The following is a 26227-nucleotide window of genomic DNA, read 5'->3' on the forward strand; positions in this document are numbered from 1 at the left end:
TATATTAAGTACTTATTCTATAAATATTTATTTAAGAAAGTGACATACGCATCAGAAGCTTTGATACGATTAGCCTTTTTAGTAAAACCATGGCCTTCGTCACTAAAAAGTAGGTAGTCTACTGGCACATTGTTTTTGCGTATTTCACTTACCATTTCGTCACTTTCAATCTGTAATACACGAGGGTCGTTAGCTCCTTGCACAATAAGTACTGGTTTAGTAATATTTTTTGCATGGAATAACGGTGATATTCTTCTGTGACGCTCAGCATCGGTTGCCGGATCGCCCATTTCATCGTATAACGCTTTTTTAAAGCTTTCCCACCAAGGCGGTATGCTATTTAAAGTACGTTCCCAATTGGTAACCCCAAAAATATCGATACCCACTTTAAATTCGTCGGTAAATGCCATTCCTGCCATGGTCATGTAGCCACCATAACTACCACCAATAATGCCGATGCGATCGCCATCAATCCAATCTAAAGTTTGTAGATATTTCTTGCCATAAACAATGTCTTGAAGATCATCTTCACCGTGTTTTTTGTCATCTAAATGAAAAAACGTTTTACCGTAACCTGATGAGCCTCGGTTGTTTACGGCAAATATTGCATAGCCTTGATTAACTAAATGCTGAATAGCTGCTCGGTAACCTTGTGTTGACTGTCCACCGGGGCCACCATGCACCCAAATTAAAGCGGGTACTTTATTAGTGCTAGTTGCCATTTTAGGTTGATACAACAGGCCCGGTACTTTTAACTGATCAAAACTTTTAAAACGTTTTACTTTGCTAATAACTAAATCGTCAGTACTAATTTTAGGGTTTAATGTGTTGCTTAACTGTATAATGCTAGGCTCGCCTATTTTGTAACTGTATAAATTTGAAGGAGAATTGTCAGCATTGATATAAAACACCATGGTAGAGCTGTCTCTTGAAAAGTTAATGCCTCTAATAGTGCCTTTTGGCATTTGAGGTATCACAAAGCGCTTTTTATCAAATAAACTGATGACTTTAATTTTAGTTTTGGCATCTTGATTCGTGCCAATAACGCAATAACGCCCATCGGTTGAGTAACGCACAAACGAAACATCCCAGTTTGTTGCATAAAATACTGATTTCTCGCCGCTTTCAATGTTTAAACGCCACGCTTGAGCAAATTCACTGGTTTCATTTGATGAATAAATAAGTTCTTGGCTATCAGGAGTAAAAGTATAAGAGCGATGACTAACATTCCCTTGATGCTCGGTCACTAATTGAGCCGTTTTTTCTTCACTATTTAAATCAACTAAATAAATATTGGCATCAGCATTGGAAACCGAATGACTTAAGCTTAACCAGCGGCCATCAGGGCTAACATCACCGACAGAGTAGTTATTAATATTTTGATAAATTAGCTCTCGTTGATAACCGCCTGTCGCATAACGATAGAGATCGAATGTTTTGTTATCTCTTTCGTTAGTGATAATAAAAAAGGCAGTGTTATCTTGGTGCCAAGAAATAAAAGACGCTTTTAGTTTATCTTCTGGTGTTTTTGTTGGCGTTAAATCTTTAACTGATCCATCAATTTCTCGTACATAAATATGGTTAAGTTCGTTACCTTCTTGATCGGCAGAATAAAGTAATCGACCGTCGTTTGGAAACCAACTTTGGGCAAAAAGACTGTCTTTATTTGATTGGCTTAATTGAATAGGTGCACTGCCATCAATGGGGTATTGATAAAGATTAAAGACACCTGATTCATCACTACTAACCAGTACAGCACTGCCGTCATGATTAAGTGAAGAGCCAAAAATACTGGTTGTTTGAAAAAAATCACTCGCGGTAAATCGTTTATTTTCTTGTGCAACGGCTTGGGCGCTTTCTACTTTATTTTCTGGCGCAACGACTTGAGTGCTTTCTGAATTGTTTTCTACTTTGCTTTCTTGTGTAATAACTTGCGCGCTTTCTTGAGGTTTTTCTGGAACAGGGGAATTAGTGTTTACGGCGCTAGTATTAACTGCTTTTTTTATCGTTTCTTTATCAACAGAAGTTGTTTCTTCTGCCAGTGTAAAATTACAAATTAAGGCGATAAACAGCCCAAATAATCGAACGTTGTACATGATTAATCTCCGTTTCTTTTAATCAAATGGGTTAGCGACGGTGAATTTTTATAATTAACCCGTTTAGAATCCACAAACCCTTGTACAGTGTAGCATATAAAGTACGAAACATTGTCTAGTTGTTCATTAGAATATTCTCAACTTTTGTAACAATTAAGCATTACTCATCAGGTTGTGTCGTATTGTTATTGATAAGTTGGTTGATTAGTCGTCAATTTGACTGATTAATTAACCGCTCCTAATTGTTGTCGATGGATCATGACTTGCCCTTTTAATGTTTCAATAACCGTGGATGATTGTTGATAAGCAAAAACAATTTCACGCATTAACTGAAGTCCTTCAATTTCACGAAAAACAATTTCTGACTTATTTAACACTTCAGGATGAGCAGGAACAAGAGCGCAGCCTAACCCTGCATGTACTAAGCCTAAAGCATAATCAATGGTTTGTATTTTTGCTCTAATATCCACAGCAAACCCCGCTAAGGTTAATGTGTCATTTAAGTTATTCCATGCAGTACAAGGGTTTCTATGGATAAAAGGTAAACCATCTAGGTCAGATAAAGTGATATTTTCTTTGAGGGAAAGCACATGGTTATACGGTAGGGCGAGCTTGTAATCTTCTTTCCACAAAGAGATGAAATGCTCTTTTTCATCTAATTCTTCTTTAATAATAATCCGAGCATCACAAGTTTGGTTTTGTGACACTAACGTTAACTCCATTAAATCTTGCGATGCGGTAAAATCCTTTAACAAAGCACTCATTCGTTCAACGCCTAGCCCTTTAGTTACACCAAGAAAAAAAGGCTGCTTGACATTTTTATCGGTAAAAATAGTTTTAATTGCATCAGCTTGTCCAAGTAATTGCTTGGCTAAAGGGTACAATCGTTCGCCTGTATTACTCGGTTTTACGCCTCTAGCATATCGAATAAACAATTGAGTATGTAGGCTGTCTTCTAGTTGAGCAACTGCAGAAGAAATAGATGGCTGTGCAATAAAACATAACTTTGCTGCGGCGCTGAAACTTTGTTGTTCGTAAACAGCGACAAAATATTTAAGGCTGCGTAAGTCCATTAAAAATCCAAGTAAGTAGTACCAGTAAAATATTTCTCTTAGTCTAACGTTAATTAATGCACTTGGTATAGCTTTAATCTATACCAAGTAAAGATAATTAATATTTTAACTCTACGTGGGTTTTTTATACTATCTGGTTCAAATCAAAATTTTATTGATAAATTTAAGGTGCTCACAATGTCTAACGCAAATCGTCCAACTTTTAATTGGCAAGATCCCTTGTCGCTTGATTCACTATTAACAGAAGAAGAACGCATGATTCGTGATAGTGCTCATCAGTATTGTCAAGAAAAGCTCATGCCTCGCGTTTTAGAAGCAAATCGTAATGAAAAATTCGATGTTGAAATCATGAAAGAGTTAGGCGAGTTAGGTTTACTCGGTGCAACTATTCCTGAAAAGTACGGTTGTGCGGGCGTTAATTACGTAGTGTATGGCTTAGTAGCTCGTGAAGTCGAACGAGTAGACAGTGGCTACCGTAGTGCGATGAGTGTGCAATCTTCATTAGTGATGCATCCTATTTATGCTTATGGCAGCGAAGAGCAGCGTATGAAGTACTTACCAAAATTAGCCTCCGGTGAATACATTGGTTGTTTTGGTTTGACTGAACCTAATTCAGGATCTGATCCTGCCAGTATGTTAACTAAGGCAGTTTCAGTTGATGGTGGTTATCGTTTAACGGGCACCAAAATGTGGATTACTAATTCGCCTGTTGCTGATGTTTTTGTCGTTTGGGCAAAACTTGATGGTGTTATTCGAGGGTTTATTCTTGATAAAGGTATGGAAGGGCTAAGCGCACCTAAAATTGAAGGAAAATTCTCACTTCGTGCCTCTATAACCGGTGAAATTGTTATGGATAATGTATTTGTGCCGAGTGATCAGATGTTACCGAACGCTAAAGGTTTATCAGGGCCATTTGGTTGTTTAAATAAAGCGCGTTATGGCATTGCCTGGGGCGCATTAGGCGCGGCAGAATTCTGTTGGCATGCAGCTCGTCAATATACACTTGATCGTGAACAATTTGGCAAACCACTTGCGTCTACTCAGCTTATTCAGAAAAAATTAGCTGATATGCAAACCGATATAACAACGGGGTTATTTTCTTGTTTACAAGTTGGTCGCTTAATGGATGCCGGAACGCTAGCGCCGGAAGCTATCTCTTTAATTAAACGTAATTCCTGTGGCAAAGCTCTTGAAATAGCTCGTACTGCACGAGACATGCACGGTGGTAACGGTATTAGTGATGAGTTTCATGTGATACGCCATGTAATGAATTTAGAAGCCGTTAATACTTATGAAGGTACCCACGACGTGCACGCTTTGATCTTAGGGCGCGCACAAACGGGCATTCAAGCATTTTACTAAGCTTACATTCACTAGCATCATATTAAAGTAAGTCAATCTAGCGAATTAACGCCCATCTTAATGATGTTAATTCGCTTTATCTCATTAATCGCAATAGCTTCTTTGTGGAGAAATCATGTCAGATCGTAATCAATTGGTAAGAGATAATTTTATCAACTTTGTTAGCACCAACAATTTACCAGCGTCGACGGTTGAGTTGACACCTCAAGAGGTTGGTTTAAGCGATAGTGACGTTATAGATTTATTTGAAACACAAGTCATGAGCCGTCATCTTGATTTACAATCTCGCATCATGCAAAAGCAAGGGCAAAGCTTTTACACCATCGGTAGTTCTGGACACGAAGGTAATGCTGCTTATGCTAAGGTATTTAGACCTACTGATATGGTATTTTTGCATTATCGCAGTGGCGCTTTTATGATCCAACGTAGTAAGCAAGTGCCCGGTCAAACACCTATTTATGACATGTTATTATCGTTTGCTGCCTCAAGTGAAGATCCAACATCAGGAGGGCGGCATAAAGTGCTGGGTTCTAAGGCACTTAATATTCCTCCACAAACGAGCACCATAGCGTCTCATTTACCTAAAGCAATGGGAGCAGCTTATAGTATTCCATTAGCGAAACGACTTTCCTTAACCGATGAATTTTCACAGAATATGCCAGAAGATAGCATAGTCGTTTGTAATTTTGGCGACGCATCCTCTAACCATTCAACGACACAGGGGGCTTTAAATTCAACAGCTTGGGCGGCTTATCAGTCCATTCCTATGCCTATTGTTTATATTTGTGAAGATAACGGTATAGGTATTTCTACTTCAACACCTAAAGGGTGGATTACTGCTAACTATCAACATCGAGCTGAACTGAATTACATTTATTGCGATGGCTTAAATCTACTCGACACCTATCAAAAAGCTCAACAAGCAGAAAAGCTAGCGCGTGTGCAAAGAAAACCCGTGTTCTTGCACATGAGAACGGTAAGAATTTTAGGTCATGCAGGTTCAGATGCAGAGTTTGTTTATCGCAAAATGAAAGACATAACTGCTACTGAGTTTAATGATCCCCTGCTGCATAGCGCACGTATTCTAATTGAAAACAATATTTTAACAGCCGATGAAGTTATAAGGCTTTATCAAGATATTGAACAGCGTATTGCCTGTGTCGCGCAGCAAGTTATCACTAAAGCAAAACTGGAAAATTCTCAGCAAGTGATGGCGAGTATCAAGCCGCCATGGTTATTAGAAAAAATTGCCGCACAACATCATCAAAATGTAGACGAGCAAGAAAGAGCTAAATTGTTTACTCATGAGAAACATAACCTTGATAAGAAACAACATTGCGCCAAATTACTCAATTGGGCGTTAATGGATTTAATGGCTGAAAATAAAAACATTATTATGTGCGGTGAAGACATCGCCAAAAAAGGCGGAGTGTATAATGTAACCGCAAAACTTAGTGAGCGATTTGGACAAAACAGGGTTATTAACACCTTGCTAGATGAACAATCAATCCTAGGCCTAGCTATAGGCATGGCACATAATGGCTTTTTACCTATTCCTGAAATTCAGTTTCTCGCTTATGTGCACAATGCAGAAGATCAAATTCGCGGAGAAGCGGCAACACTACCGTTTTTTTCGAATGGCCAATTCAGTAACCCTATGGTTATTCGTGTCGCTGGACTTGCATATCAAAAAGGTTTTGGTGGTCATTTTCATAACGATAACTCATTCGCCGTTTTTCGTGACATCCCTGGATTAATTATGGCATGCCCGTCAAATGGCGCAGATGCAGTGAGCATGATGCGCACGAGTGTAAAACTTGCTCGAGAGCAACAAAGGTTAGTGGTGTTTTTAGAACCGATAGCGCTTTATATGACGAAAGACTTATACGAAGAAGGCGACGGTGAGTGGACTTCACATTATGAGTTACCTGCTGAAAAAGTGGTTGAGTCGACCATGCAAATATCAACGTTTGGCAGTGGAGATGACCTTTGTATTATCTCCTACGGTAATGGCTATTACCTTTCTAGACAGGCTGAAAAAGTATTAGCCCAACAAGGCATAAAATGTCGAATTATTGATTTACGTTGGTTAGCCCCTTTAGATGAAAAGGGCATTATTGAACAAGCTTTGGCATGTAAAAATATTTTAATTGTTGATGAATGTCGTCAAACAGGATCTATCAGTGAAGCATTGGTCACTCTGCTTACTGAAGCGCAATCGCATAATAATAAACAAATGATTAATACCAAGCGCATCACAGCACAAGATAGCTTTATTCCATTAGGGGCTGCTGCTTATCATGTACTACCATCTACACAAGAAATTGTTGATACCGCGATAACTTTAGTGGGTAAGGAGAGTAAATAATGACGACTAAAAACTCAACTCAATCGGCTCAACCAATTCAAGCAAACCAAGCAATTAAAAAAAGAGCGGTGGTTATTTGTCCTGGTCGCGGTACTTACAATAAAGAAGAGTTAGGCTATTTAAAGCGATTACACAGTAATAAACCTGAGCTAATAAAGGTTATAGATAATTACAGAACTGAACAAAATCAACCTAGCGTTACTGAATTAGATGCTATGGCGCAATACAACATGCGTCTGCACACCGCTGGTGAAAATGCTTCAGCGTTAATTTATGCCTGCGCAATGGGCGATTATCAAGCTATTAATAAAGATGAATTCGATATCGTTGCAGTAACGGGTAATTCAATGGGCTGGTATATTGCATTAGCGGTAGCCGGTGCTTTAAATGAACAAGCTGCCATTGAGTTGATCAACACCATGGGCTCAATGATGAGTGATGGTGTTATCGGTGGTCAGATGATTTACCCGATAACGGATGAAAATTGGTGTACTGACAACCAAGTCGTTAGTAACATTGAGCAATGGTTGATTCAAGCTAATCAAGCTGAAAACAATGAAGTGTATATTTCAATTAATTTAGGGGGTTACCTAGTTTTTGGTGGTAATAAATCTGGTTTAAAAGCGTTAGAGCAATTATTGCCTGTGGTGCAAGACAGATACCCGATGAATTTATTTAACCATGCGGCTTTTCATACGCCACTGCTTACTGATACCGCAAAAAAAGCGCAATCGTTATTATTGCCTGATCTATTTAATAAACCGTCAATACCGCTAATTGATGGACTAGGACAAATTTGGCAACCTCACAGTACAAATACCCAAGCTTTATACGATTACACTTTATCTACACAGGTTATCGCACCTTATAATTTTACTAAAGCCATTGAAGTTGCGGTTAAGGAATACGCACCAGATAAGATTATAATTTTAGGCCCTGGCGCTACATTAGGCGGCGCAGTCGCACAAAGTTTAATTAATCAACATTGGCTGAACATGAAGTGTAAAAGTGATTTTATTAGACTGCAAAAAGAAGACCCTTTTATTCTTGCTATGGGCTTGGCAGAGCAAAGGAAACAGGTTGTTTAACTGATTATAAAGGCTAAGTTAACGATTTTATCAACTAACTTCTAAATATTTAATTAAAGTGTTATTCTAAAAATTCATTAGTTGTGTAGGTAAACAGAATGGTTTTTAAAGTCGCTCATAAAGTTATTATTGGTTTTTCAGTTATTTTACTGTTTCTCCTATGTTCGAGTATTGCCACCATCAGTATCTTAAGCGATATAGAATCTTCAGCGTTAAAGGTTGAAGATTTTGCAATCCCTATTTTAAAACACTCAAATACCGTTCAAAAACAACTCCTAAAACAAGCTAAATCGTCCGCGCTAATTTCAACGTTAAAAACAGTAGAAGCGAGTGATATTTTAAAACAAGACTTCCAAAAGCAAGGTGATGTTCTGGTTGATAACAATAAACTTATCAACCAACAGCTTAAAGACTTTTCAAGAGCAGGGGATTTGAATAAATTCTCTACCGCCTACGGAAATTATACCGAGTCAGTTAACCAGATGTTTGGCTATCGTGTTAACGAGTTAAACAGCCATGAAGAATTAGAAAAACAACAAGCATTACTTTATAACGTTTTAGATGAAGCCAGTGCGTTATTAGGTGACTTATCTTATTTAGAAGATCCAGAAAACCAACAAGAAATTGACCGAATTGTCGGTTCGGCGAGTCAAATAGAAGGATATTTATTTAATCTAATAGATGCGAGTAAAACCATTATTAGTATTGATAATATTGATGTGGTAGCTGAGTCTCAAGAAACTATCAACTTTGGTATTGATAACATAGTACAGTTAATTTCTTATTTATCAACTCTTGGTGAAACCTATGATACCGATGGTTTAATTGAGCAGTTTATTGAAGAGTTCAACCGCTCTAAAGCTATGTTACAAGGAGATAATAATCTCTTTGACCTTAAAATTCATCAACTTGAACAAAAAGAATTACTCAACCAAAGCTTTGTTAGTTCAGAGCAATATATGAGTGAAGCGATTGCTGCAATCGATATATTCTTGCAAGAGGTTGACAGTAATTTAGCTAATTCGCAGCGTGATATTTTTGACAATGTAGAGCAAGGTCATTTAACTAGCATAATTCTTTTTCTCATTGTTTTTGCTGCTGGGGTTGGTATAGCAATTAAAACCATTACCGCAATGATCGGACCATTAAAAGATATTAATAGTGTTTTAGCACATATCGCAGAGGGAGATTTATCACAACATTTAAAAGTTAATGCTGAAGATGAATTTGGTGAACTTTCTAAAAACGTTAATTTAGTGGTTGATGATTTACGCAAACTCATTGGTAATATTAATGAAAATACTCAACTACTTACCAATGCAGCTGAGCAATCGAGCGATAAAATCGCTCAAGTAACCCATACGTTATCCTTACAAAAAAATACGATTGAAGATGTAAATACCCAAACGTTTGAACTGGGTCAAAGTGCCGGGCATATTTTATCACAAGCAAATAGTGCAGAAGGGAAAATGACTAATGCCCTCAACCAAAGTAATGAGCTTAAAAATACAGCTAACCTAACTAACGAGGGTATGCAATCGCTAGCAAGTATGCTTGATAATACCACCAGTGTTATGACAGGCCTGCAAAAAGAATCGGTAAACATTAGTAGTATTTTATCAGTAATTCGCAGTATTTCTGAGCAAACTAACTTATTAGCATTAAACGCAGCCATTGAAGCAGCGCGTGCTGGAGAGGCAGGTAGAGGTTTTGCCGTAGTAGCGGATGAAGTGAGGTCGTTGGCAAATAGAACCCAAGACTCTGCCAGTGAAATTCAAACCATGGTTGAGTCACTGCAAAACCAAACAGACAAAGCGGCTAATGAAATCGAGCAAGGAAAAAATGAAGCGAATAATTGTCAAGATAACACGAAAAAACTACTAGAAACCTTATTGTTTATCACACAAGCGATAGAAGAAATGCACGAAATGAGTAGTGATATCTCACAATCGGCAACACAACAAAATAACTTAAGTAGTGATATCAATAGCAGCATTGAAGCGGTGGTAGACTTTAGTCAGCAAAGTAGTGAAATGTCGGCGTCTACCTTAAGTGATAGTACACAAGTCGCTGAACTGGCTCTTAAATTAAAAGCTGCTATTGGTGCTTTTAGGGTGGAGGAGTAGCCCTCAACGTTTAATCTTTATAAATAAAGTGGCATTAAATCGGGAACTATTAAGTCCAAACTGTGGCTATTCATTAATATGAATAGCCATTTTTGATTCTGTAGACCCATAGAATCGATAAAAAAGTTCTTAATTAAGCTGAAATTTTATCGAGAGTCATCAAAAACGTAAGTTGATTAATGAGGCTGTAACTGTAACAAAGTAGACATTAACGGCACTATTACCAAGGTCGACTTTGATACGAAAGCGGACATTAGCCTTGGCTTATCTAGCGACATTTGAACCGATACAAATCATCCTTGCATTAGATAAGGAAATTGTTCTAAGTTTCATCATAAATCTATAAAGTCAAAAATTCTAATTTGATTTAATACACCAAAAGCGGACGTTCGGTTAATATGATTTTAGCGACTAAAAATTTATGATTCTATGGCGCTTTGGGGCACAAAGCGAGATAGCATTATTTAAATATTATACGGACGGACCAATTTAACGGCTAGTTATTGTACATTATTACTCATAATTTTGATTTCTTTTGTAGATGAAATTTAATATTAAATCAATGTTTCCCACCTGGTTAGTAATTGCCTTGTTACACAATCATAAATTAATTACCTACTTAACAATCATTTATCAACACTCCTTCATCTTGATGAAAAATATTTTCATCAATTCACCTGAGTTTTAGTCACTTATTTTGTAATTAACACCCTTGTTTATGTTTTTTAATGTTGCCAGATGTATACTGGTATGATAGGTTGACTGCATAACATTGTGATTTAGGTGTTGATCAGTTCAAAATGAAGTTGAAGTTGTAATAGTTAAAAAATTAAAATTAAAATTAAAATTTAGAGAGGGAAATTATGAATAATAATCAAAAAAAATTTCGTCGCACGGCTTTATCAGTGTGTATTGCTACATTACTTAGTTCTTCGATTATGGCGGCAGAAGAAGCCGTACCTACAGAAGAAAGAGATGTCGAACGCATTGTAGTGACAGGATCAAATATTTTTAAAGGTAGTGCCAATAAAACATCTGAATCCCCTATTACTGAAATTGGAAAGGAAGCTATTGAAGGTATTGGTGCAATTTCTATTGGTGATGCATTAAGTAAAGTACCATCAGTTACATCAGCAATGAATGGTTCATCAGGTAATGTATCTGTTGGTGGGGGCGCGGGTGATATTGGTGTTGCAACAGCAGCTTTACGTAACTTAGGAGCAGAAAGGACGCTTGTATTAGTTAATGGTCGTCGTTATGTTTCAGGTGTTTCGGCAAACAATGGTTATGGCGTTGATTTAAACTCTATCCCTACGGCTATTATTGATCGTGTTGATGTATTAACAGGAGGCCAATCTGCTATTTACGGTTCAGACGCTATTGCTGGTGTAATTAACATTATCACTAAAAAAGAATTTGAAGGGTTTGAAGTGAACGCTATGGGTTCTACAGCAGATAAAGGTGCTGAAAAAACTAATATTGATTTAACCTATGGTAAAAACTTTAATTCAGGTAATGCTTGGGTTTCAACTGCATTTGCTAAACAAAATGTACTTATGTCAAGAGACAGAGATTTTGCTGCTAATGAATTAAGATTCCTTGATACTACGGGAGACGGTCTTAGTGACTCTATGGCCGTAAGAAATGGCCCTAGCCATGTTGACGGTGCTTATTTAGGTTATGGCGATGTTAAAATTTTTGGTAATGGCGACTCATTTAATACTAATCAACCTTTACTTGATAATGACTATAACCGTTTAGGTGCAACCGATTATGATAATCAACATGATGGCCGTACCATTGTAACCCCGTATGAGCGTTTTACTATTGCTTCTGGAATAACATTTGATATATCAGAAAAATCGATTGCAGAGTTTGAGCTTAACTATGTATCGACAACGGCATCTACTGCTATAGAAGAAGCACCAATTGATGTAAATGGTAACTTATTTAGAACGGGTGCCGGTGGTACAAACCCGATTGATGTAGCGACTAGCCCGTATTTTGTTGGTAGTAGTGCGGGGAGTCAGCTATTGGCAGCAATGACGGCTAATGGTGGTGATACAAATCTTTCTAATGTTGCAACCAATAGAAGGTTGTGGGAATTTGGTGAGCGTGGTGTTAATAATAGTCGTGATACTTTCCGAGTTGCGGGTAGTTATAGCTACTTTCTTGATAACGATATGGAATGGAAAACTAGCGGGACTTATGGTGTTACCAATTCTTCGTATGTCATGACAGGTGAAACATTCTTACCTAACATGCGTGAAGCGGTGACTATTGAAGCCGACGGAAATGGGGGTTATCAGTGTGCTAATGAATTGGCACGTATTGAAGGCTGTGTACCAGTAAATCCATTTAGCACAACAGACAGTTTAGCTGGTCAAGCTGGTATTGTTGGCTTTTCACAAGCAGCCATGGACTATATCCAAATTGATGCAAGCCAAATAGGTAAAGTTGAGCAAACGGTAATAACTAGTGTGCTTTCAGGTGAGCTTGATTTTGCAATTGGTCAAGACAACATGAGCTTCGCGGCGGGTGTTGAATACAGAAAAGAGGAAGCACAAGAAACGCCAGATAGTTTCCGTCAAATGGGTTTAGCTCGTGGCCCAAGCGTTCAGAAAATCAAAGGTGAATTTGATGTTGTTGAAGCATTTGGTGAGTTATATGTGCCGGTTGCTGATTGGTTAAATGTAAGTTTAGCGGGTCGTGTTGCTAATTACTCTACGGTTGGAACTACTTTTACCTACCGCTTAGGTCTTGATGCGCCAATTAATGAATGGGTTCGCCTACGTGCTAGTCAATCAAGTTCAGTGCGAGCACCAAACATCAGTGATTTATTTGCATCTGGTGCAACAACTACGGGCTCAACAACGACAGATGCTTGTAATAATACTAGCAACACTGGTACTAGCAATATTGATATTAACTGTGCGTCAATTCCTGCTATTGCTCAGCGTATGGCTGCAAATGGTGGCAATTATATCTTAGAAGGTTCTGAGCTCAATAATACTCAAGTCACTCAAACGGGCTCTGAAGAGTTGCAAGAAGAAACAACTAATTCAATGACAATAGGTGCGGTATTTACCCCACTGGATAACTTATCTATATCACTTGATTACTATGATATTGAAATTGAAGATGGTATTGCTACAGTAAGTGCGCCAACTTTTGTTGAGCGTTGTCATGATGTTGATCCTAGTTCGTTTGATGCTACATGTGGTAACAACCTTGTTCGTGATGTAAATAATGGCCCAATATTATTCTTAACATCAACGCCGATTAACGCTGATACCATCTCTACTAATGGTATCGATATTGAGGTTGCGTATTCACCAATTGATGAGTTATCGCTTAACTTTAATGCTAACCTCTTAGGTGATTACACGCAAGAAACGGTTGGTGGTGTTGAAGAGTTTGCAGGTCGTCCACAATACCCAGATATGAGCCTAACGTTTAATGCTTCCTATGATATTGTTGAAGATTTGAATCTTTTTGCTCAGTTAACCTATCGCAGTGAAACTGAAGCGTACCTTGATGCCGATAATGGTGGTTTTACTGAAGATTTAAATACTATGGATGCAGTAACTTACGTGGATATCAGAGCTAGCTACCAAATCAATGATGCGTTTAACGTTTATGTTGGTTCAAATAACTTGCTTGATGAACAGCCTGATATTTTGGTCCGTGGTGCTGCAATCGGTACTAACACAGAACCAAGAGCTTATGATGTTATAGGTCGCACATTCTTTGCTGGATTAAAACTAACCTTTTAATTAAAGTATCAATATTGTTTAAACCAATAGATTGGTATTAACAATGAATTAATAAAGCCTGATCAATTTGATTGGGTTTTATTGTTTTATACGACTTACTAGGGAGTTACCTTTGAAGTTTACTCATTTTATGTTTTTGTGTACTTTACTTTGCAGCCTGTCCGTTAGTGCTAACACTGACGATGTAACAGTTAAATACACAAGTATTAGTTGGCAAAAAGCAGCACAATTGCCACAACCAGAAGGTTTTTCTCAATCTATTGGGGTATCTGCGGCTTACAGTGCTTTTTTAGGTGATTATTTAATCGTTGCCGGTGGTGCAAATTTTCCCAAAGGACACCCTTTTTTTGAGCAAGGAAAAAAGCAGTTTTATTCAGATATTTTTGTCTTTGAACTTGTAGCTAACCAACTTAAGTTGGTTTCTCGCGGGCATTTGCCAATAAAAGTTGGACATGGTGCGACGGTTGTCGTTAACAATAACCTTTATTTAGTTGGCGGAAAAAATAATGAGAAAAGTTTTGATAGTATTATTAAATTATCACTTGATGCAGCTAAGAAACCTAAAACAGAATTACTCGCAACATTACCTTTTACTTGGGATTCAGGTGGAGCTGCATGGCATGATGAACATTTATATCTGTTTGCAGGTATGCAAAATGGCCAATTAAGCAATCAACTTTGTAAGTATTCTATTAGCAGTGAATCCTGTATTGATAAAAAAATGGCTCCACCTTTACCAGGGGTAGCCAGGAGTGATTTTCCTTCTATTAGCCATCAAGGTAGCTTTTATATTTTTGGTGGGTTAAACCTGAGTGCAGGCAAAGATAATTACGTCTTAACAGATGCTTACGCCTATAATTATCATCAAGCTCAGTGGAAAAAATTAGCAGATATAATGCTTTTTGAACGTCCATTTTCTGTAGCTGGTGGCGGGGCTGCAAAGTTTAGTCATAACAAAGTTGTATTACTGGGTGGTGTGAATAGGTCCATATTTAATGATGCCATTTTACAGTTAACTAGTACTAAAGGTGATAAGTTACAAGCTTTTAAGCAAAGTTATTTTAGTTTAAGTGAAGCCGAGGTTAACTTTAGTCGCCAGCAACTTATTTATGATATCGAGAAAAATTCTTGGCGAGCATTAACAAGTAAAGTGCCTTTTTATGGAGGGGCAGGACCGCTTACAGTTAGCCAGAAAGAAGATAAAGTTTTCTGGATATCAGGCGAAGTAAAACCTGTTATTCGTACACCTAATGTATATATTGGCTCGCTAGCTAAATAGAAATACGTAAGATTTAAATCTCAAAAAATAATAATTAATAACTCTAGGCTGTTATGCAGCTTTTCCTCTATATGAACTATAGTCATTTTGAACAATTATCATTGTAGTGCAAGGCTAGCACTAATCGGCTTACATTAAAGGGAAAATACAATCTAATTCTCTAGTAAAAAGTTAGTACTGATCGAAGGTTTTTAACTCGTTCATTATCTACATTACTCATTGAAAAAATCAAAACTCTTCTAAATTATCCTTTTTCAATTTTATATTTGAGTTTACAAATAAAAGCATTAGCTTGCTCTATAAACTCACTTTGCACTAACCTCCTGTTGACCTGTTATACCAAAAAGAGCTTGTGTATTTTCTGTGCGTATGTTTTTATAGTGCTGGTATGATGGGTTAATAGGTTGAGGGGCTGGGAGGTTCATTAGCTACTTAAAGCTATCTACTGAATAAATAAGGAGAATAAAAGAATAAGAAAGGATTATTCAATGCACTAAGAACAAAAATGTTCTTATATTAAATGAGAAAAATAATATGAAATCAAAATTTCAAGCTCTTTCGATGGTAACAATGACTACCTTGTTGTTTACCTCCAATGCAGAAGCAAACAATTATTTACTATTAAATGGCACTGATGCTTATATGTCGGTGGCAAGTCACAATGACCTTAATATCGACCCTTCTAAAAGCTTCACCATAACCGCACAAGTTAATTCATCGGTTATTGGTAGCTATTCTCGCGTTTTAAATAAAAGATCATCTAATGGCGTAGGTTATGAACTTTTTACTCGAGATAGTAATGGCGCACTTGGTTTGAACTTACAAAGTACTGTGGATAACTCTGGTCCAGGTTATAGTGCAGCTAGCATTAGTGATGGCTCGTGGCATCATGTTGCTTTTGTTGTAGATAGAGTATCTGCAACCTCAAACATTTATATTGATGGTGTTCAGCAAACTAGCAGAACATTAAGCTCAATTTCAACCGCTGACTTTAGTAATAATGTTAACTTAATACTAGGTAAGGGGGCTGCGTCAGATTCTTATTATAATGGCGCAATGGATAATGTGCGCGTATGGTCAAAAGCGATGACCGCAGCTGAATTGACTGCTGATATGTCGGCAACCGTTATTGGCACGGAGCAAGACCTTCTAGCAGCTTGGGATTTTGAAAACGTTAATGTTAATCAAGTTGCTGATGTTTCTAATAGCAATCATGTTGGTACACTTGCTGGCGGAGCTAAAGTTATTACACCTACCAGTGATCCAATAGAGAGTATTACTTATCAAGTAGAAGATAGTTTGCCAATCCCTGCGGGTCGTGGCAATAGTGATGAAGCGGTAAGCGGCTTTAAAGTAAATCATCCAAGCCCGGGCGAGCTTAGTGTTTCATCAGTCACGTTTAACATGGATAATACTAATATTACGAATGTAAGTAATGTTAAGGTTTATTACACTGGTAGCTCAGCTGATTTAAAGAATAAAACTCTTTTTGGAACGGCCTCACCATCGGTAGGAGAGATCACGGTATCTGGTAGCCAGCTCTTACAAGCGGGTAATAACCAATTTGTGGTTACCTATGATATTGCGTCACAAGCACTAGAAGGGGATACGATTAGTGCCAAAATTAGCGATTTTTCTATTGGCTCGACTACATTGCCATTAACTGAAAGTACAGCGGCTACTCCGCGTGTAATTTTGTTGAATAGTTCAACATTATGGGAGTCACAAGCCTCGCAACCTATTTATCGAATCCCTGCAATAACGACAACCTTAAAAGGGACATTGATTGCGGCTATTGATGAGCGTTTTACTAATAGAGATATACAAGATACTGGTACCAATATTGATATTGTTATTAAACGCAGTACAGATAATGGTAAAACGTGGTCTGAAAATATTACCGTAGCTGACTTTGGTAATGAAGGTGCTTCTGATCCCGCCATTATTACTGATAAAATAACGGGTGATGTGGTTGCTTTATTCTTAACACATAACGGGATCTTTGGATCTAGCCCAACAAACCCTGCTCGTATACAAATGGTAAGAAGTAAGGATGATGGACTAACATGGAGTAACCCTGTTGATCTATCAAACGATTTTTATCCATCAGGCTGGTATATGTCTTGGTTGACGTCAGGTAGTATAAATCAAACTGCTTCTGGCCGTTTGATTGCTGTTGTCACCTCAAGAAGAAGTAGTTCAAGAGCGTTAACTAATCATTATGTGTACAGTGACGACGGTGGTTATAGTTGGAATATTGAGAAAAACACACCAAACACTAATGCAGGTGACGAGTCTAAAGTTGTTGAGTTAATCAATGGTGACTTGTTAATGAACATGAGAAGAACTGGTGGTTACAGGTTTACGTCGAAATCGAGTGATGCAGGAATTAACTGGACAACTGGCACTGCAGATACCGAGTTAGTTGACCCTAAAAACAACGCAGATCTTATTAGATATACATTGAAGAGTGAAGGTGCTGATAAAGATAGATTACTGTTTTCAAATGCAACAGTAGCAACTGCACCAAGACGTAATCTAAGTGTTTACTTAAGTACTGATGAAGGTGAAAACTGGACTACTTCCAAGCAGTTGTATGCGTTAAATGGTGATTACACAACATTAACGGTTTTAAAAAATGGTAATATTGGTGTACTTTATGAAACGCAAGCAGGCAAGTTCGATCTTCATTTTGCTGAATTTAGCTTAGATTGGCTGTCTTCTGGTACGGATAGTTATATCAAGCCAACGGTCCCTGTAGCGCCAATTAATTTGGCCATTCAAGAAGAAAATACAGGCATGCGTTTAACATGGAGTGATCAGTCATTAACTGAAGCAGGCTTTGATATTCTGCGCTCAACTGCGCCAGGAACAGGCTTTGAAGTTGTTGGTCGTGTTGTCGCAAACAAAACAAGCTACCTAGATAATTCAACGAGCTCTGGTATTACTTATTATTATAAAGTAAGTGCCCATAACCCTGGTGGTTCTACTGAGTCGAGTGAGAGTTCAATTACAGCTATTGCTCAGCCTCTTCAATATTGTTTACCTTCACAAAAGCCGAGTGTGGCTGATGGTGGCATTAGTCGTATGCAAATCATTGCCAATAAAGGTAGTGGTGCAGTGTTGTTAGATAATCATACATCTAAGCTAGGTTATGACGATCAAAGTGAGCCAGCAATCTATGTTAATCAAGGCTCTACAAGCCGAGTTATATTGACCACTACAAACATCAGCGATGATCGAAAGTTTGTCAGCATATTTGCCGACTTTAATCATGATGGTGATTTCTTAGATAGTGGTGAGCAGTTATTGGATTGGCAGTCAGAAACATATAATCAAGCGACTTACCAGTTCTCTAGTGGTGTCATTGTGCCTGCCGATGCAATCTTAGGTAAAGTACGCTTGAGAGTGATCTTTAAAACAGAAGTGGTAGGTAATGTAAATACAGGCGCACCAACATCATGTGGCAATATTACTTATGGTGAAATTGAAGATATTACAATTAATGTTACTCCTTAATCGGTCAGCCAAAATAAATGAAGGGAATTCAGTCATCACTTTGCATTTTCCCTATTTATCTTTCGGGTTGATTTAAGCCAATTACTGAGAAAGTCAGTTTACCAAAACGCTGGTTACTCCCTGCAGAGTAGGAAGATAAGCAGCCAGAATGTAAATTTACGTTTAGCATTGACTTATAGGCAAACTTTCCGATAAATGGATATTATAAAAAAGGGTTACCGTTCAATATGTGACGGTAACCCTTTTAATTGTATTGCTTATAACTTTATTGCTAATACTGATTCAAAGAGCGAATAAGCAAATAAACTAAGAGGGCATGAGTAGAGGTCACAATTGTTTATTGTTACTGTAAGTGAACGGTAAAATATCGCCACTTGTAAAGTAAAATGATTGACATATTAATAGGTTACAACGTTTACTTTAACAGTAATCACGTCAATGATTGCTAAGGGGAATGAAGACAGCTAAGCATTTTCAATCAGAAAGGGAAGTAGGTCTGACAAAAAGCCTAATACAATTAACTGAAGTTATTCGACGTTGTCAAAGGCTTTATTATCTTATTTCGCTTAAAGGTAGGATTTAAATAATCACTTTATCTAACAAGGTGATTAAACTCTTTATATATGAAATTCGTTTAGTAACCGTCGCTTGATTAGGGCTCAGAGAAATCTTTCCACCAATAAAATCAAGTTGATCGTAATGGCATTGCTGTAATGAGTTTTCAATTTGAGAGATAGTTAATGCTGAGTTTTCAGCAAAATTTGGTATATTAAAAGCTTGTGATGGTGGCATGTGGGTATCTTTCCATTGACCGTAAGGGCCTGCTTCTCCAGAAGCGCCAGAGAATATTATGCCTTTTAGTAAACCGCTACGATAAGCTTGTTTAATATGCTTTACTGGGCCGATTGTACTACGTGCTTCTATTGCACTACGCCCCCAGTTGATACTAATGCCTATATCACTTTTAAAGTGGTTATTAACGTGGGTAATGGCGGTAATTTCATCTTCTAATAACATAAAGCCTTTTTCAGCTTCTTGTCCTGGAATGTTGGCATCACAGTGCTCAATAACAAGTTTGGCTCCATACCAATCCCAAGATTGCAATGTGGCGAGAGATGCTTTTAATGCATCAATAGACGAGTGCACACTACTAGTAATTTTAGGTGCAGTATGTATTTTGATAAAACTAACAGCTTGTTTATCTAAGTAGTTATTTAACTTTAATATTGCTTGTTGTGCTTGTTTATAAAATGCCAAAGCTGCTTGCCTGCCTTCTTCATTGTTTGAAGCAATACCAAAGTAAGGGTTATTGGAAAGGTTACCCATAACACCAGGTATTGAAGTAAAAATAAACTGCCAATCTTTATCAATATTTTGTAAAAACCAATCATCATCAATAGGGTGGAGTTTCCCTACAAAGGGGTGCTCCAAGCCAGCAATGTTTTTTATTGATTTAAGCTTTTGGTAATACTGTGTTTCTAACTCTTGTTGCCATTGTTCGGTTGAAGGGGCTGTGGCATAAGCGCCAATAATATATTTCATTCAATGTTGCCTTGTTGCAAATAATAACAGGTATACTGGTGTACCTGTTATACCATTGTGTTTATTGGCTTGCAATGAATTTTAATTATACGATTACAATGTTTAACTGATGTAAATCAAAGTAGTTATTTTTAGATTATTGCTATCACTCGTCTTAATGATGGGAAGGTTTATATGAATAGATACTACATAACCACTTTATAATTGGGTAATTAAAGCTGCTTTTTATTGTTATCTGGCTAAATGTTGCATTTTAACTTTGACAATAAAAAATCAAATGGTATATTGGTATAACAGGTTGATGGTGTGCTTGTAGTTGCGATGGGCAAATAATTACGCTTTGCATATTGGAATTATTTGTAAAAATAGCGTTTTTATTGAAGTAGAGGGTACATGGTAACCACAGTTATAGCAGAGAGAATGTTTGACGGTAAAAACATTATAAAAAACCAGGCGATAAGCTTTTCTGAAGGCAAAGTTGTTTCTTTTGAAACGATAAAAGGTGCAAAAGAAGTTAAGGTTGCAGGCTTATTAACTCCTGGCTTTATTGATGTACAAGTTAATGGTGGTGGTGGCTATTTATTTAATCACGATACGAGTTTAACTGCGCTTAATGGCATGGTGTCAGCACATAGCCGTTATGGCTCAACCGGATTATTACCCACGTTAATCACTAGCGATCTAAAAACCATTAGTAAGGCGGTTGATTCGATCGCTCTAGCGGTGAAAGAAAAATTACCTGGCATAGTGGGGGTGCACTTTGAAGGACCACATATAAGTGTACCTAAGAAAGGCATACATAGTAGTGATCACATTCGAGAATTATCTCAACAAGAAATAGATATTTATTGTCGTAATGATCTGGGTGAAAAAATTGTCACTTTAGCTCCTGAAAATGTAAGTACAACGCAGATTAAATACTTAACTGAGCACAAGGTAAAAGTATGCTTAGGGCATTCGAATGCTAGTTTTGAAATTATTCAAGCTGCGTTAAATGCAGGAGCAGTGGGCTTTACTCATTTGTTTAATGCTATGTCTCAGTTGACTTCTCGTGAACCAAATATGGTTGGGGCGGCACTGCTTGATGAAGTCAGCTGGTGTGGCTTGATTTTAGATGGTCATCATGTCCACCCTGCGACAGCAAAGTTGGCAAACCAAGCTAAGAAAACTGGCAAGATGATGTTAGTAACAGATTCAATGTCAACTATAGGTAGTGATCAAGTAGCGATAGAGTTTGATGGACATAAAATATCATTATCAGGGGATAAACTAACCAGTCAAACGGGACAACTAGCTGGCTCGGCGTTAAACATGATTACTGCGGTTAATAACGCTCGGTTAATGTTAGGAGTTTCACTAGAAGAAGCCTTAAGAATGGCCAGTTTATATCCTGCCGACTTTTTAGGACTCACAGCAGAAAATACTCTGCTATCGATAGGGACTAATGCAGATTTTACCGTACTTGAATACGGTGAAAATTCTATTTTACATGTTAACCAAACATGGATTGGCGGAAAAAAAATAATTTAATTTAAAGAGGATTATAATGAAAAAACTTACCGGATTAATCTCCGCTCCTCACACTCCATTTGATAAAAATGGAGAGGTTAACCTTACCGTTATTGACGATATTGCTAATTTATTGATAAAACAAGGTGTTGAAGGAGTCTATATTTGCGGAACAACAGGTGAAGGCCTCAATTGTTCTGTGGCTGAACGTAAAAGTGTTGCTGAACGCTGGGTGAGCGCTGCTAAAGGTAGACTAAGCATTACCGTACATACAGGTGCTTTGTCCATTGTTGATACGTTAGAGCTAACTAAACATGCTGAAAGTCTCGAAATTTTTGGTACCTCAGTGATCGCGCCGTGTTTCTTTAAGCCAGCAACTGTGGATGATCTTGTTAATTATTGTGCAACCGTTGCAGCGGCTGCTCCAAATAAAGCCTTTTATTATTATCATTCAGGTATGTCGGGCGTTATGTTTGATATGGAGCAGTTTCTTATCAAAGCTGATAAGTTAATCCCAAACCTTGCAGGCATTAAATTTAATCATGGTGATTTTTATGAATATCAGCGTTGTATCCGTGTATGTGATGGCAAGTTTGATATTCCTTTTGGTGTGGATGAGTTCTTACCAGGTGGCCTTGCAGTAGGTGCTATTGGTGCTGTAGGTAGTACTTATAATTACGCTGCGCCACTTTACTTAGATATTATTGAAGCGTTTAATAAAGGTGATCAAAAAACAGTAACAGCTTTGATGGATAAGGTTATCGGTATTATTCGTCCACTCGTTCAATATGGTGGTGTTGCAGCAGGTAAAGCGGCGATGCAACTGCACGGTATTGATGTTGGAGATCCGCGTTTACCTATTCGCGCTTTGTCTTCAAAAGAAAAAGCAGACGTTGTTGCTAAAATGCGTGATGCAGGTTTTATGGCTCATATAAAGCCTTAGTCGCTGCGAACTCAGATTATCAATAAAAATTATGTACTTACATATGTTCGTGTAGGAGTAAATAACCTATATTATTAGTTTAACTGATTTGCTAATGAGATATTACTCTCTGGTGATAGGTTGATTTATTTTGATATACAACCATCAACGCAATGTTGATGGTTTTTTTTAAATAAAAATTAGTTTGTATTATGGTACTCACAGTTGATTTTTTAGGTTAGTTGATAATGTAGCTAGACCCAATTTTTATTGGATCTTAGTTTATGTCTTTATTGATGTTCTGAAGGAATAATTGCTTGGGTGTGATTCAATGCAATTCAATCCTGTGTTACTGAACTGGCCAGGTTTGCGCACCATCAACAGGTAAACTACTTTGAGTTAAGCTTGTGCAATAACCATTGCTAGTAGACGTATAAAATATCTGTGGCAGCATTTTATACCCTTTAGCCAAGACTTGTGCTTTTGCTTTGTCACTCAATGCAAAACCATACATAGTAAACCAGTCGGTTAAGTTTAGCTGGGTAATCTCAGATAAAGAAATAAATAGACGTTCATTAGTCGTCATAGCGACAAATTCTGTTCTAGTATAATCATTAAATCCCATTGCTATTTTACCCGTTGCCCAGCTTTCATTTGAGTCATCCAAACGCCACATTTGTCGATCCCAAATATGCATACGAGGATATAAGTACCAACCATTGGTGATCGTGCCTTCTGCTTGTGCTGCCATCATTAACTGAATATAAAGTGCATGATGTTCAGACCCGCTTTTTGTCAGTCCATTTTTACCTTGCATATAAGCCATTGGATCATCGCTAAGCTTACTGGCTTGCAAAGAAGTAAACATGGCTTCGAATGGTAAATCTTGACAGCTAGCAGCTTGCCCTGTTTCATCTTCATAAACAGATTTTGTGAAGTATGAATAAAAGTTGGTATTTGAGTGGCCGCCATAGCCTTCAAATCGCATGCTGCCGCGCTCTATACCGTGACCTAACTCATGCAAATCGCCGTGCCCCGTAGGACTGAAGTTCCAACCTGCATCGTATGGGTTACCACTACAACCCCAACCACACGTAGGTTGATCAGCATTCATGTGTTTAACAATATCTATGGTATCAACAGATAAACCACGTGCGGTGACAAAGTCATGTATTTCAGGGACGACATCTATGCCAGGGCCTTTAAATCCAGCTAATACATGCACCATATTATGGGTATAACGGTAAGTCGCATTGGCAAAGTCTGAGGCGACAGGCCAAATACTTCCCGCTAAAGATAAACGTAACTTGGTGAGTTTAGAATGCACTTCAAAGCCTTCAGTGGCTATTTCTGCCCAATCATAATCGCCCTGATCCATTTTTTGGGCGAACACAATATCGTCAGCAGGAGTGCGCCAGTGCGGATGACGGCCTATATTTTTGAAACTAAAGCGCACTTCAACATCTTTTTGGCTAAAGCCAATTTGAATGGGTCCGCCATAGCTTGAAGTAAACTTAATGGTTTCGCCTGGACTGATGCTGATTCTATTGCTTTGCAATAAATAAGGACGGTTATATTTATTTTCACTGAAAAAATGTGTTGCAGATGATCTCAAGCTATTAATAAATATACTGGTATCGGCAACATTATTATCAGTTCGAGTCACGGTAAAAGTTTGTCCAGGTAAAGCATAGACACCCGCCGAACGAAAAGATGGTTTTGAGATTAACGCGATCTGTGCATTTTCTGGGGTAATATGACTGAAGTCAGAACGACTAAAGTTACCCATATCTGGCTGTGTTGGGTTAATGTCTCGGGTATTGTAGATAGCGTAATCAGCATATAACGACTTAAAGAACTCTACTGTGTCAGTCGTTAACTTATCCATAGGATAATTAACCGTTTGGCGATACTTGTCGGCTAGTAAAATCAATAGTTTATTTAAGCGGTGATCTTCACTGTCAAAGATATTAATTTTTTGGCTATTAAGATTATTAAAAACTGTATTTACAGCAGTTGCACCATCAAAAAATTCGCTTTGTGCATTTGACTCAGCAGGACAACTTCTAGTCCCACAGTTTGATAAATCAACATTAAAGAAATTATTTTGAAAATTTGTTATTAATGTTTCTATCTTAGCTATATCACTAGGTAAAGCATTTGTTAAGCTTGACGGGTCAAATGCTGATAAAGTCAACTTCCACCAATAATTATCATGGCCATGTGTAATATTTAAAATATTCAGTAGTGCTCTGCCGTGCTCTGTAATTCCACCATCATGCTGGATGTAGATAACCGGTATATTTTGCGCAAGTGCATCTTTAATGCTTTGAAGTATCGATGCCTTGTCATCATCACTACGCGTAATACGAGATATAATAATTAGATCAGGCTTGTTGGCAATACAATTGGCAAGCTTAACGCCGTCACAAGCGCCAGCCTCGTTATAATTAACGTTTTTGTTATTCTCATCAAACCAAGCGCGTGTCTGACTGCGATCTTTGAACCAATAGTTTTCAGCAAGTTGTGCTAAAACCACATTGAATTGTGTAAGACTTGCGGCATCTTTCTGCATTAACCAATCAAAACTATTATGTATAAACTGATCCATCTGATCATTTTTAACGTTTCTAAAAGGATTACCTCCAAATGCAAGGTAACGTCCCGAGTCAATTTTTTTACTACCAGCAATAGCGATAGGGAGCGCACGATCGACTCCACCTGCTTGATTAAAACTATTGGTAATGAGTACGGTATCGTTGAAAGGGTATTGTCCATATAAAATAGCCGAGTCATGAGTCGGATTCCAATCAATTGCCGTTAGCTGACTAACGCCTGATTTAGATTTATATAATTGTTTTTTTATTTCACTAAAGCGATTTTTATAACCTTCAATTTCTTCACGAATGGTCGTAAGGATAATATCGTTGTCTTTAATAAGTAAAGCATTTCCGCTTGTAATAGCTAGTTCTAACCAACTTGAAGTTACTTCTATAGTGAAACTTGATCTACCTTGAGCAATACCATCATCTAAATTAATTAAAATAACGGTTTCACCTACATTTTCCTTGCTGGGTGTACCAGATAATTGTCCGGTTACTTCATCAAGTGCAAGCCAGTTAGGTAAGTCATCGGCAGAGTAACTCACAACACTATTTTCTTCGCTTTGGGATGTTAGAGTGAATTCAAATACTTCTTGAGCACGAGCTTGTGCTGAGAGAGTTGTTAACGTAGGCAATATACGCGCGTTAACAACGCTTATGGTAATGGGTAGAGATGATGATAATTTACCATCTGTTACCATTATTTCAATATCATAGTGTAACCCTAAATCAGCTAATTGAGGCGTACCTGTCAGTTCCCCTGTTGTACTATTAATAATCAACCATGTTGGAAGCTTTATCGCGCTAAAAGTAAGTTCGTCTTCATCTGATGCAACAGGAGTAAAAGTAAAAACTTGTTCCACAATGGCTTCATCAGGTACACCTGAAATGATCGGTGCACTATTTACAATCAACGGTGCCATGACGGAAATGGTAATTTTATAGCTTGTTGTATGCTCAGCAT

General features: G+C 37.7%; 13 protein-coding genes. 9 read left to right on the forward strand and 4 right to left on the reverse strand.

What is annotated here, in order from left to right; genetic code table 11:
* Positions 1-17: 17 nt before the first annotated feature.
* Both AC27G3_RS13015 and AC27G3_RS13020 read right to left on the reverse strand, forming a co-directional pair.
* Positions 18-2096 carry a S9 family peptidase gene (locus AC27G3_RS13015; protein ID WP_487122195.1) on the reverse strand — a complete coding sequence of 693 codons (2079 nt, stop codon included), beginning with the start codon at positions 2094-2096 and terminating at the stop codon, positions 18-20.
* A 224-nt stretch (positions 2097-2320) separates the two neighbouring features.
* A complete protein-coding gene (locus AC27G3_RS13020) occupies positions 2321-3169 on the reverse strand; it encodes a LysR family transcriptional regulator (protein WP_487122197.1) in 849 nt (282 codons plus the stop codon).
* Between the two features lie 177 nt (positions 3170-3346).
* Here AC27G3_RS13020 and AC27G3_RS13025 point away from each other — a divergent pair, with 177 nt between their 5' ends.
* The 7 genes from AC27G3_RS13025 (at position 3347) to AC27G3_RS13055 (ending at position 18687) form a co-directional block, all read left to right on the forward strand.
* On the forward strand, positions 3347-4531 hold the full coding sequence (locus AC27G3_RS13025; RefSeq protein ID WP_487122199.1) for an acyl-CoA dehydrogenase: 1185 nt from the start codon (positions 3347-3349) through the stop codon (positions 4529-4531).
* Between the two features lie 115 nt (positions 4532-4646).
* Positions 4647-6899 (forward strand): dehydrogenase E1 component subunit alpha/beta, encoded by a 2253-nt coding sequence (locus AC27G3_RS13030; RefSeq protein WP_487122201.1) that lies wholly within the window; start codon positions 4647-4649, stop codon positions 6897-6899.
* On the forward strand, positions 6899-7987 hold the full coding sequence (locus AC27G3_RS13035) for an ACP S-malonyltransferase (protein WP_487122203.1): 1089 nt from the start codon (positions 6899-6901) through the stop codon (positions 7985-7987). Before AC27G3_RS13030 ends, AC27G3_RS13035 begins: the two co-directional genes overlap by 1 nt.
* A gap of 98 nt (positions 7988-8085) precedes the next feature.
* On the forward strand, positions 8086-10113 hold the full coding sequence (locus AC27G3_RS13040; RefSeq protein ID WP_487122205.1) for a methyl-accepting chemotaxis protein: 2028 nt from the start codon (positions 8086-8088) through the stop codon (positions 10111-10113).
* A gap of 863 nt (positions 10114-10976) precedes the next feature.
* Positions 10977-13889: a TonB-dependent receptor domain-containing protein gene (locus AC27G3_RS13045; RefSeq protein WP_487122207.1), complete on the forward strand. Its 2913-nt coding sequence runs from the start codon at positions 10977-10979 to the stop codon at positions 13887-13889.
* Between the two features lie 112 nt (positions 13890-14001).
* Positions 14002-15168, forward strand: a complete 1167-nt coding sequence (locus tag AC27G3_RS13050; protein WP_487122209.1) for a cyclically-permuted mutarotase family protein — start codon at positions 14002-14004, stop codon at positions 15166-15168.
* Between the two features lie 534 nt (positions 15169-15702).
* Entirely contained in the window at positions 15703-18687 is a 2985-nt protein-coding gene (locus tag AC27G3_RS13055) for an exo-alpha-sialidase (RefSeq protein ID WP_487122211.1), read from the forward strand.
* Between the two features lie 579 nt (positions 18688-19266).
* On the opposite strand, the gene AC27G3_RS13060 is transcribed toward AC27G3_RS13055, so the two are convergent.
* Positions 19267-20229, reverse strand: a complete 963-nt coding sequence (locus AC27G3_RS13060) for a DUF4862 family protein (RefSeq protein ID WP_487122213.1) — start codon at positions 20227-20229, stop codon at positions 19267-19269.
* 393 nt (positions 20230-20622) lie between these two features.
* On the opposite strand from AC27G3_RS13060, the gene nagA reads away from it, so the two are divergent.
* Together nagA and AC27G3_RS13070 are read left to right on the forward strand one after the other, a co-directional pair.
* Entirely contained in the window at positions 20623-21759 is a 1137-nt protein-coding gene (gene nagA / locus AC27G3_RS13065; RefSeq protein WP_487122215.1) for an N-acetylglucosamine-6-phosphate deacetylase, read from the forward strand.
* 16 nt (positions 21760-21775) lie between these two features.
* Complete coding sequence (locus AC27G3_RS13070; RefSeq protein ID WP_487122217.1) at positions 21776-22681, forward strand: dihydrodipicolinate synthase family protein; 906 nt, start codon at positions 21776-21778, stop codon at positions 22679-22681.
* 328 nt (positions 22682-23009) lie between these two features.
* Here the strand turns inward: AC27G3_RS13070 and AC27G3_RS13075 are convergent.
* The coding region (locus AC27G3_RS13075; RefSeq protein ID WP_487122219.1) for an ImpA family metalloprotease at positions 23010-26227 on the reverse strand (3218 nt) is incomplete at its 5' end.

It is taken from the genome of Colwellia sp. SU-HH01217, assembly GCF_057543495.1.

Coding starts and splice junctions, on each gene's coding strand:
- AC27G3_RS13060 (WP_487122213.1), bottom strand. CDS start 20,229: ATGAAATATATTATTGGCGCTTATGCCACAGCCCCTTCAACCGAACAA.
- AC27G3_RS13030 (WP_487122201.1), top strand. CDS start 4,647: ATGTCAGATCGTAATCAATTGGTAAGAGATAATTTTATCAACTTTGTT.
- AC27G3_RS13070 (WP_487122217.1), top strand. CDS start 21,776: ATGAAAAAACTTACCGGATTAATCTCCGCTCCTCACACTCCATTTGAT.
- AC27G3_RS13040 (WP_487122205.1), top strand. CDS start 8,086: ATGGTTTTTAAAGTCGCTCATAAAGTTATTATTGGTTTTTCAGTTATT.
- nagA (WP_487122215.1), top strand. CDS start 20,623: ATGGTAACCACAGTTATAGCAGAGAGAATGTTTGACGGTAAAAACATT.
- AC27G3_RS13055 (WP_487122211.1), top strand. CDS start 15,703: ATGAAATCAAAATTTCAAGCTCTTTCGATGGTAACAATGACTACCTTG.
- AC27G3_RS13035 (WP_487122203.1), top strand. CDS start 6,899: ATGACGACTAAAAACTCAACTCAATCGGCTCAACCAATTCAAGCAAAC.
- AC27G3_RS13045 (WP_487122207.1), top strand. CDS start 10,977: ATGAATAATAATCAAAAAAAATTTCGTCGCACGGCTTTATCAGTGTGT.
- AC27G3_RS13020 (WP_487122197.1), bottom strand. CDS start 3,169: ATGGACTTACGCAGCCTTAAATATTTTGTCGCTGTTTACGAACAACAA.
- AC27G3_RS13025 (WP_487122199.1), top strand. CDS start 3,347: ATGTCTAACGCAAATCGTCCAACTTTTAATTGGCAAGATCCCTTGTCG.
- AC27G3_RS13015 (WP_487122195.1), bottom strand. CDS start 2,096: ATGTACAACGTTCGATTATTTGGGCTGTTTATCGCCTTAATTTGTAAT.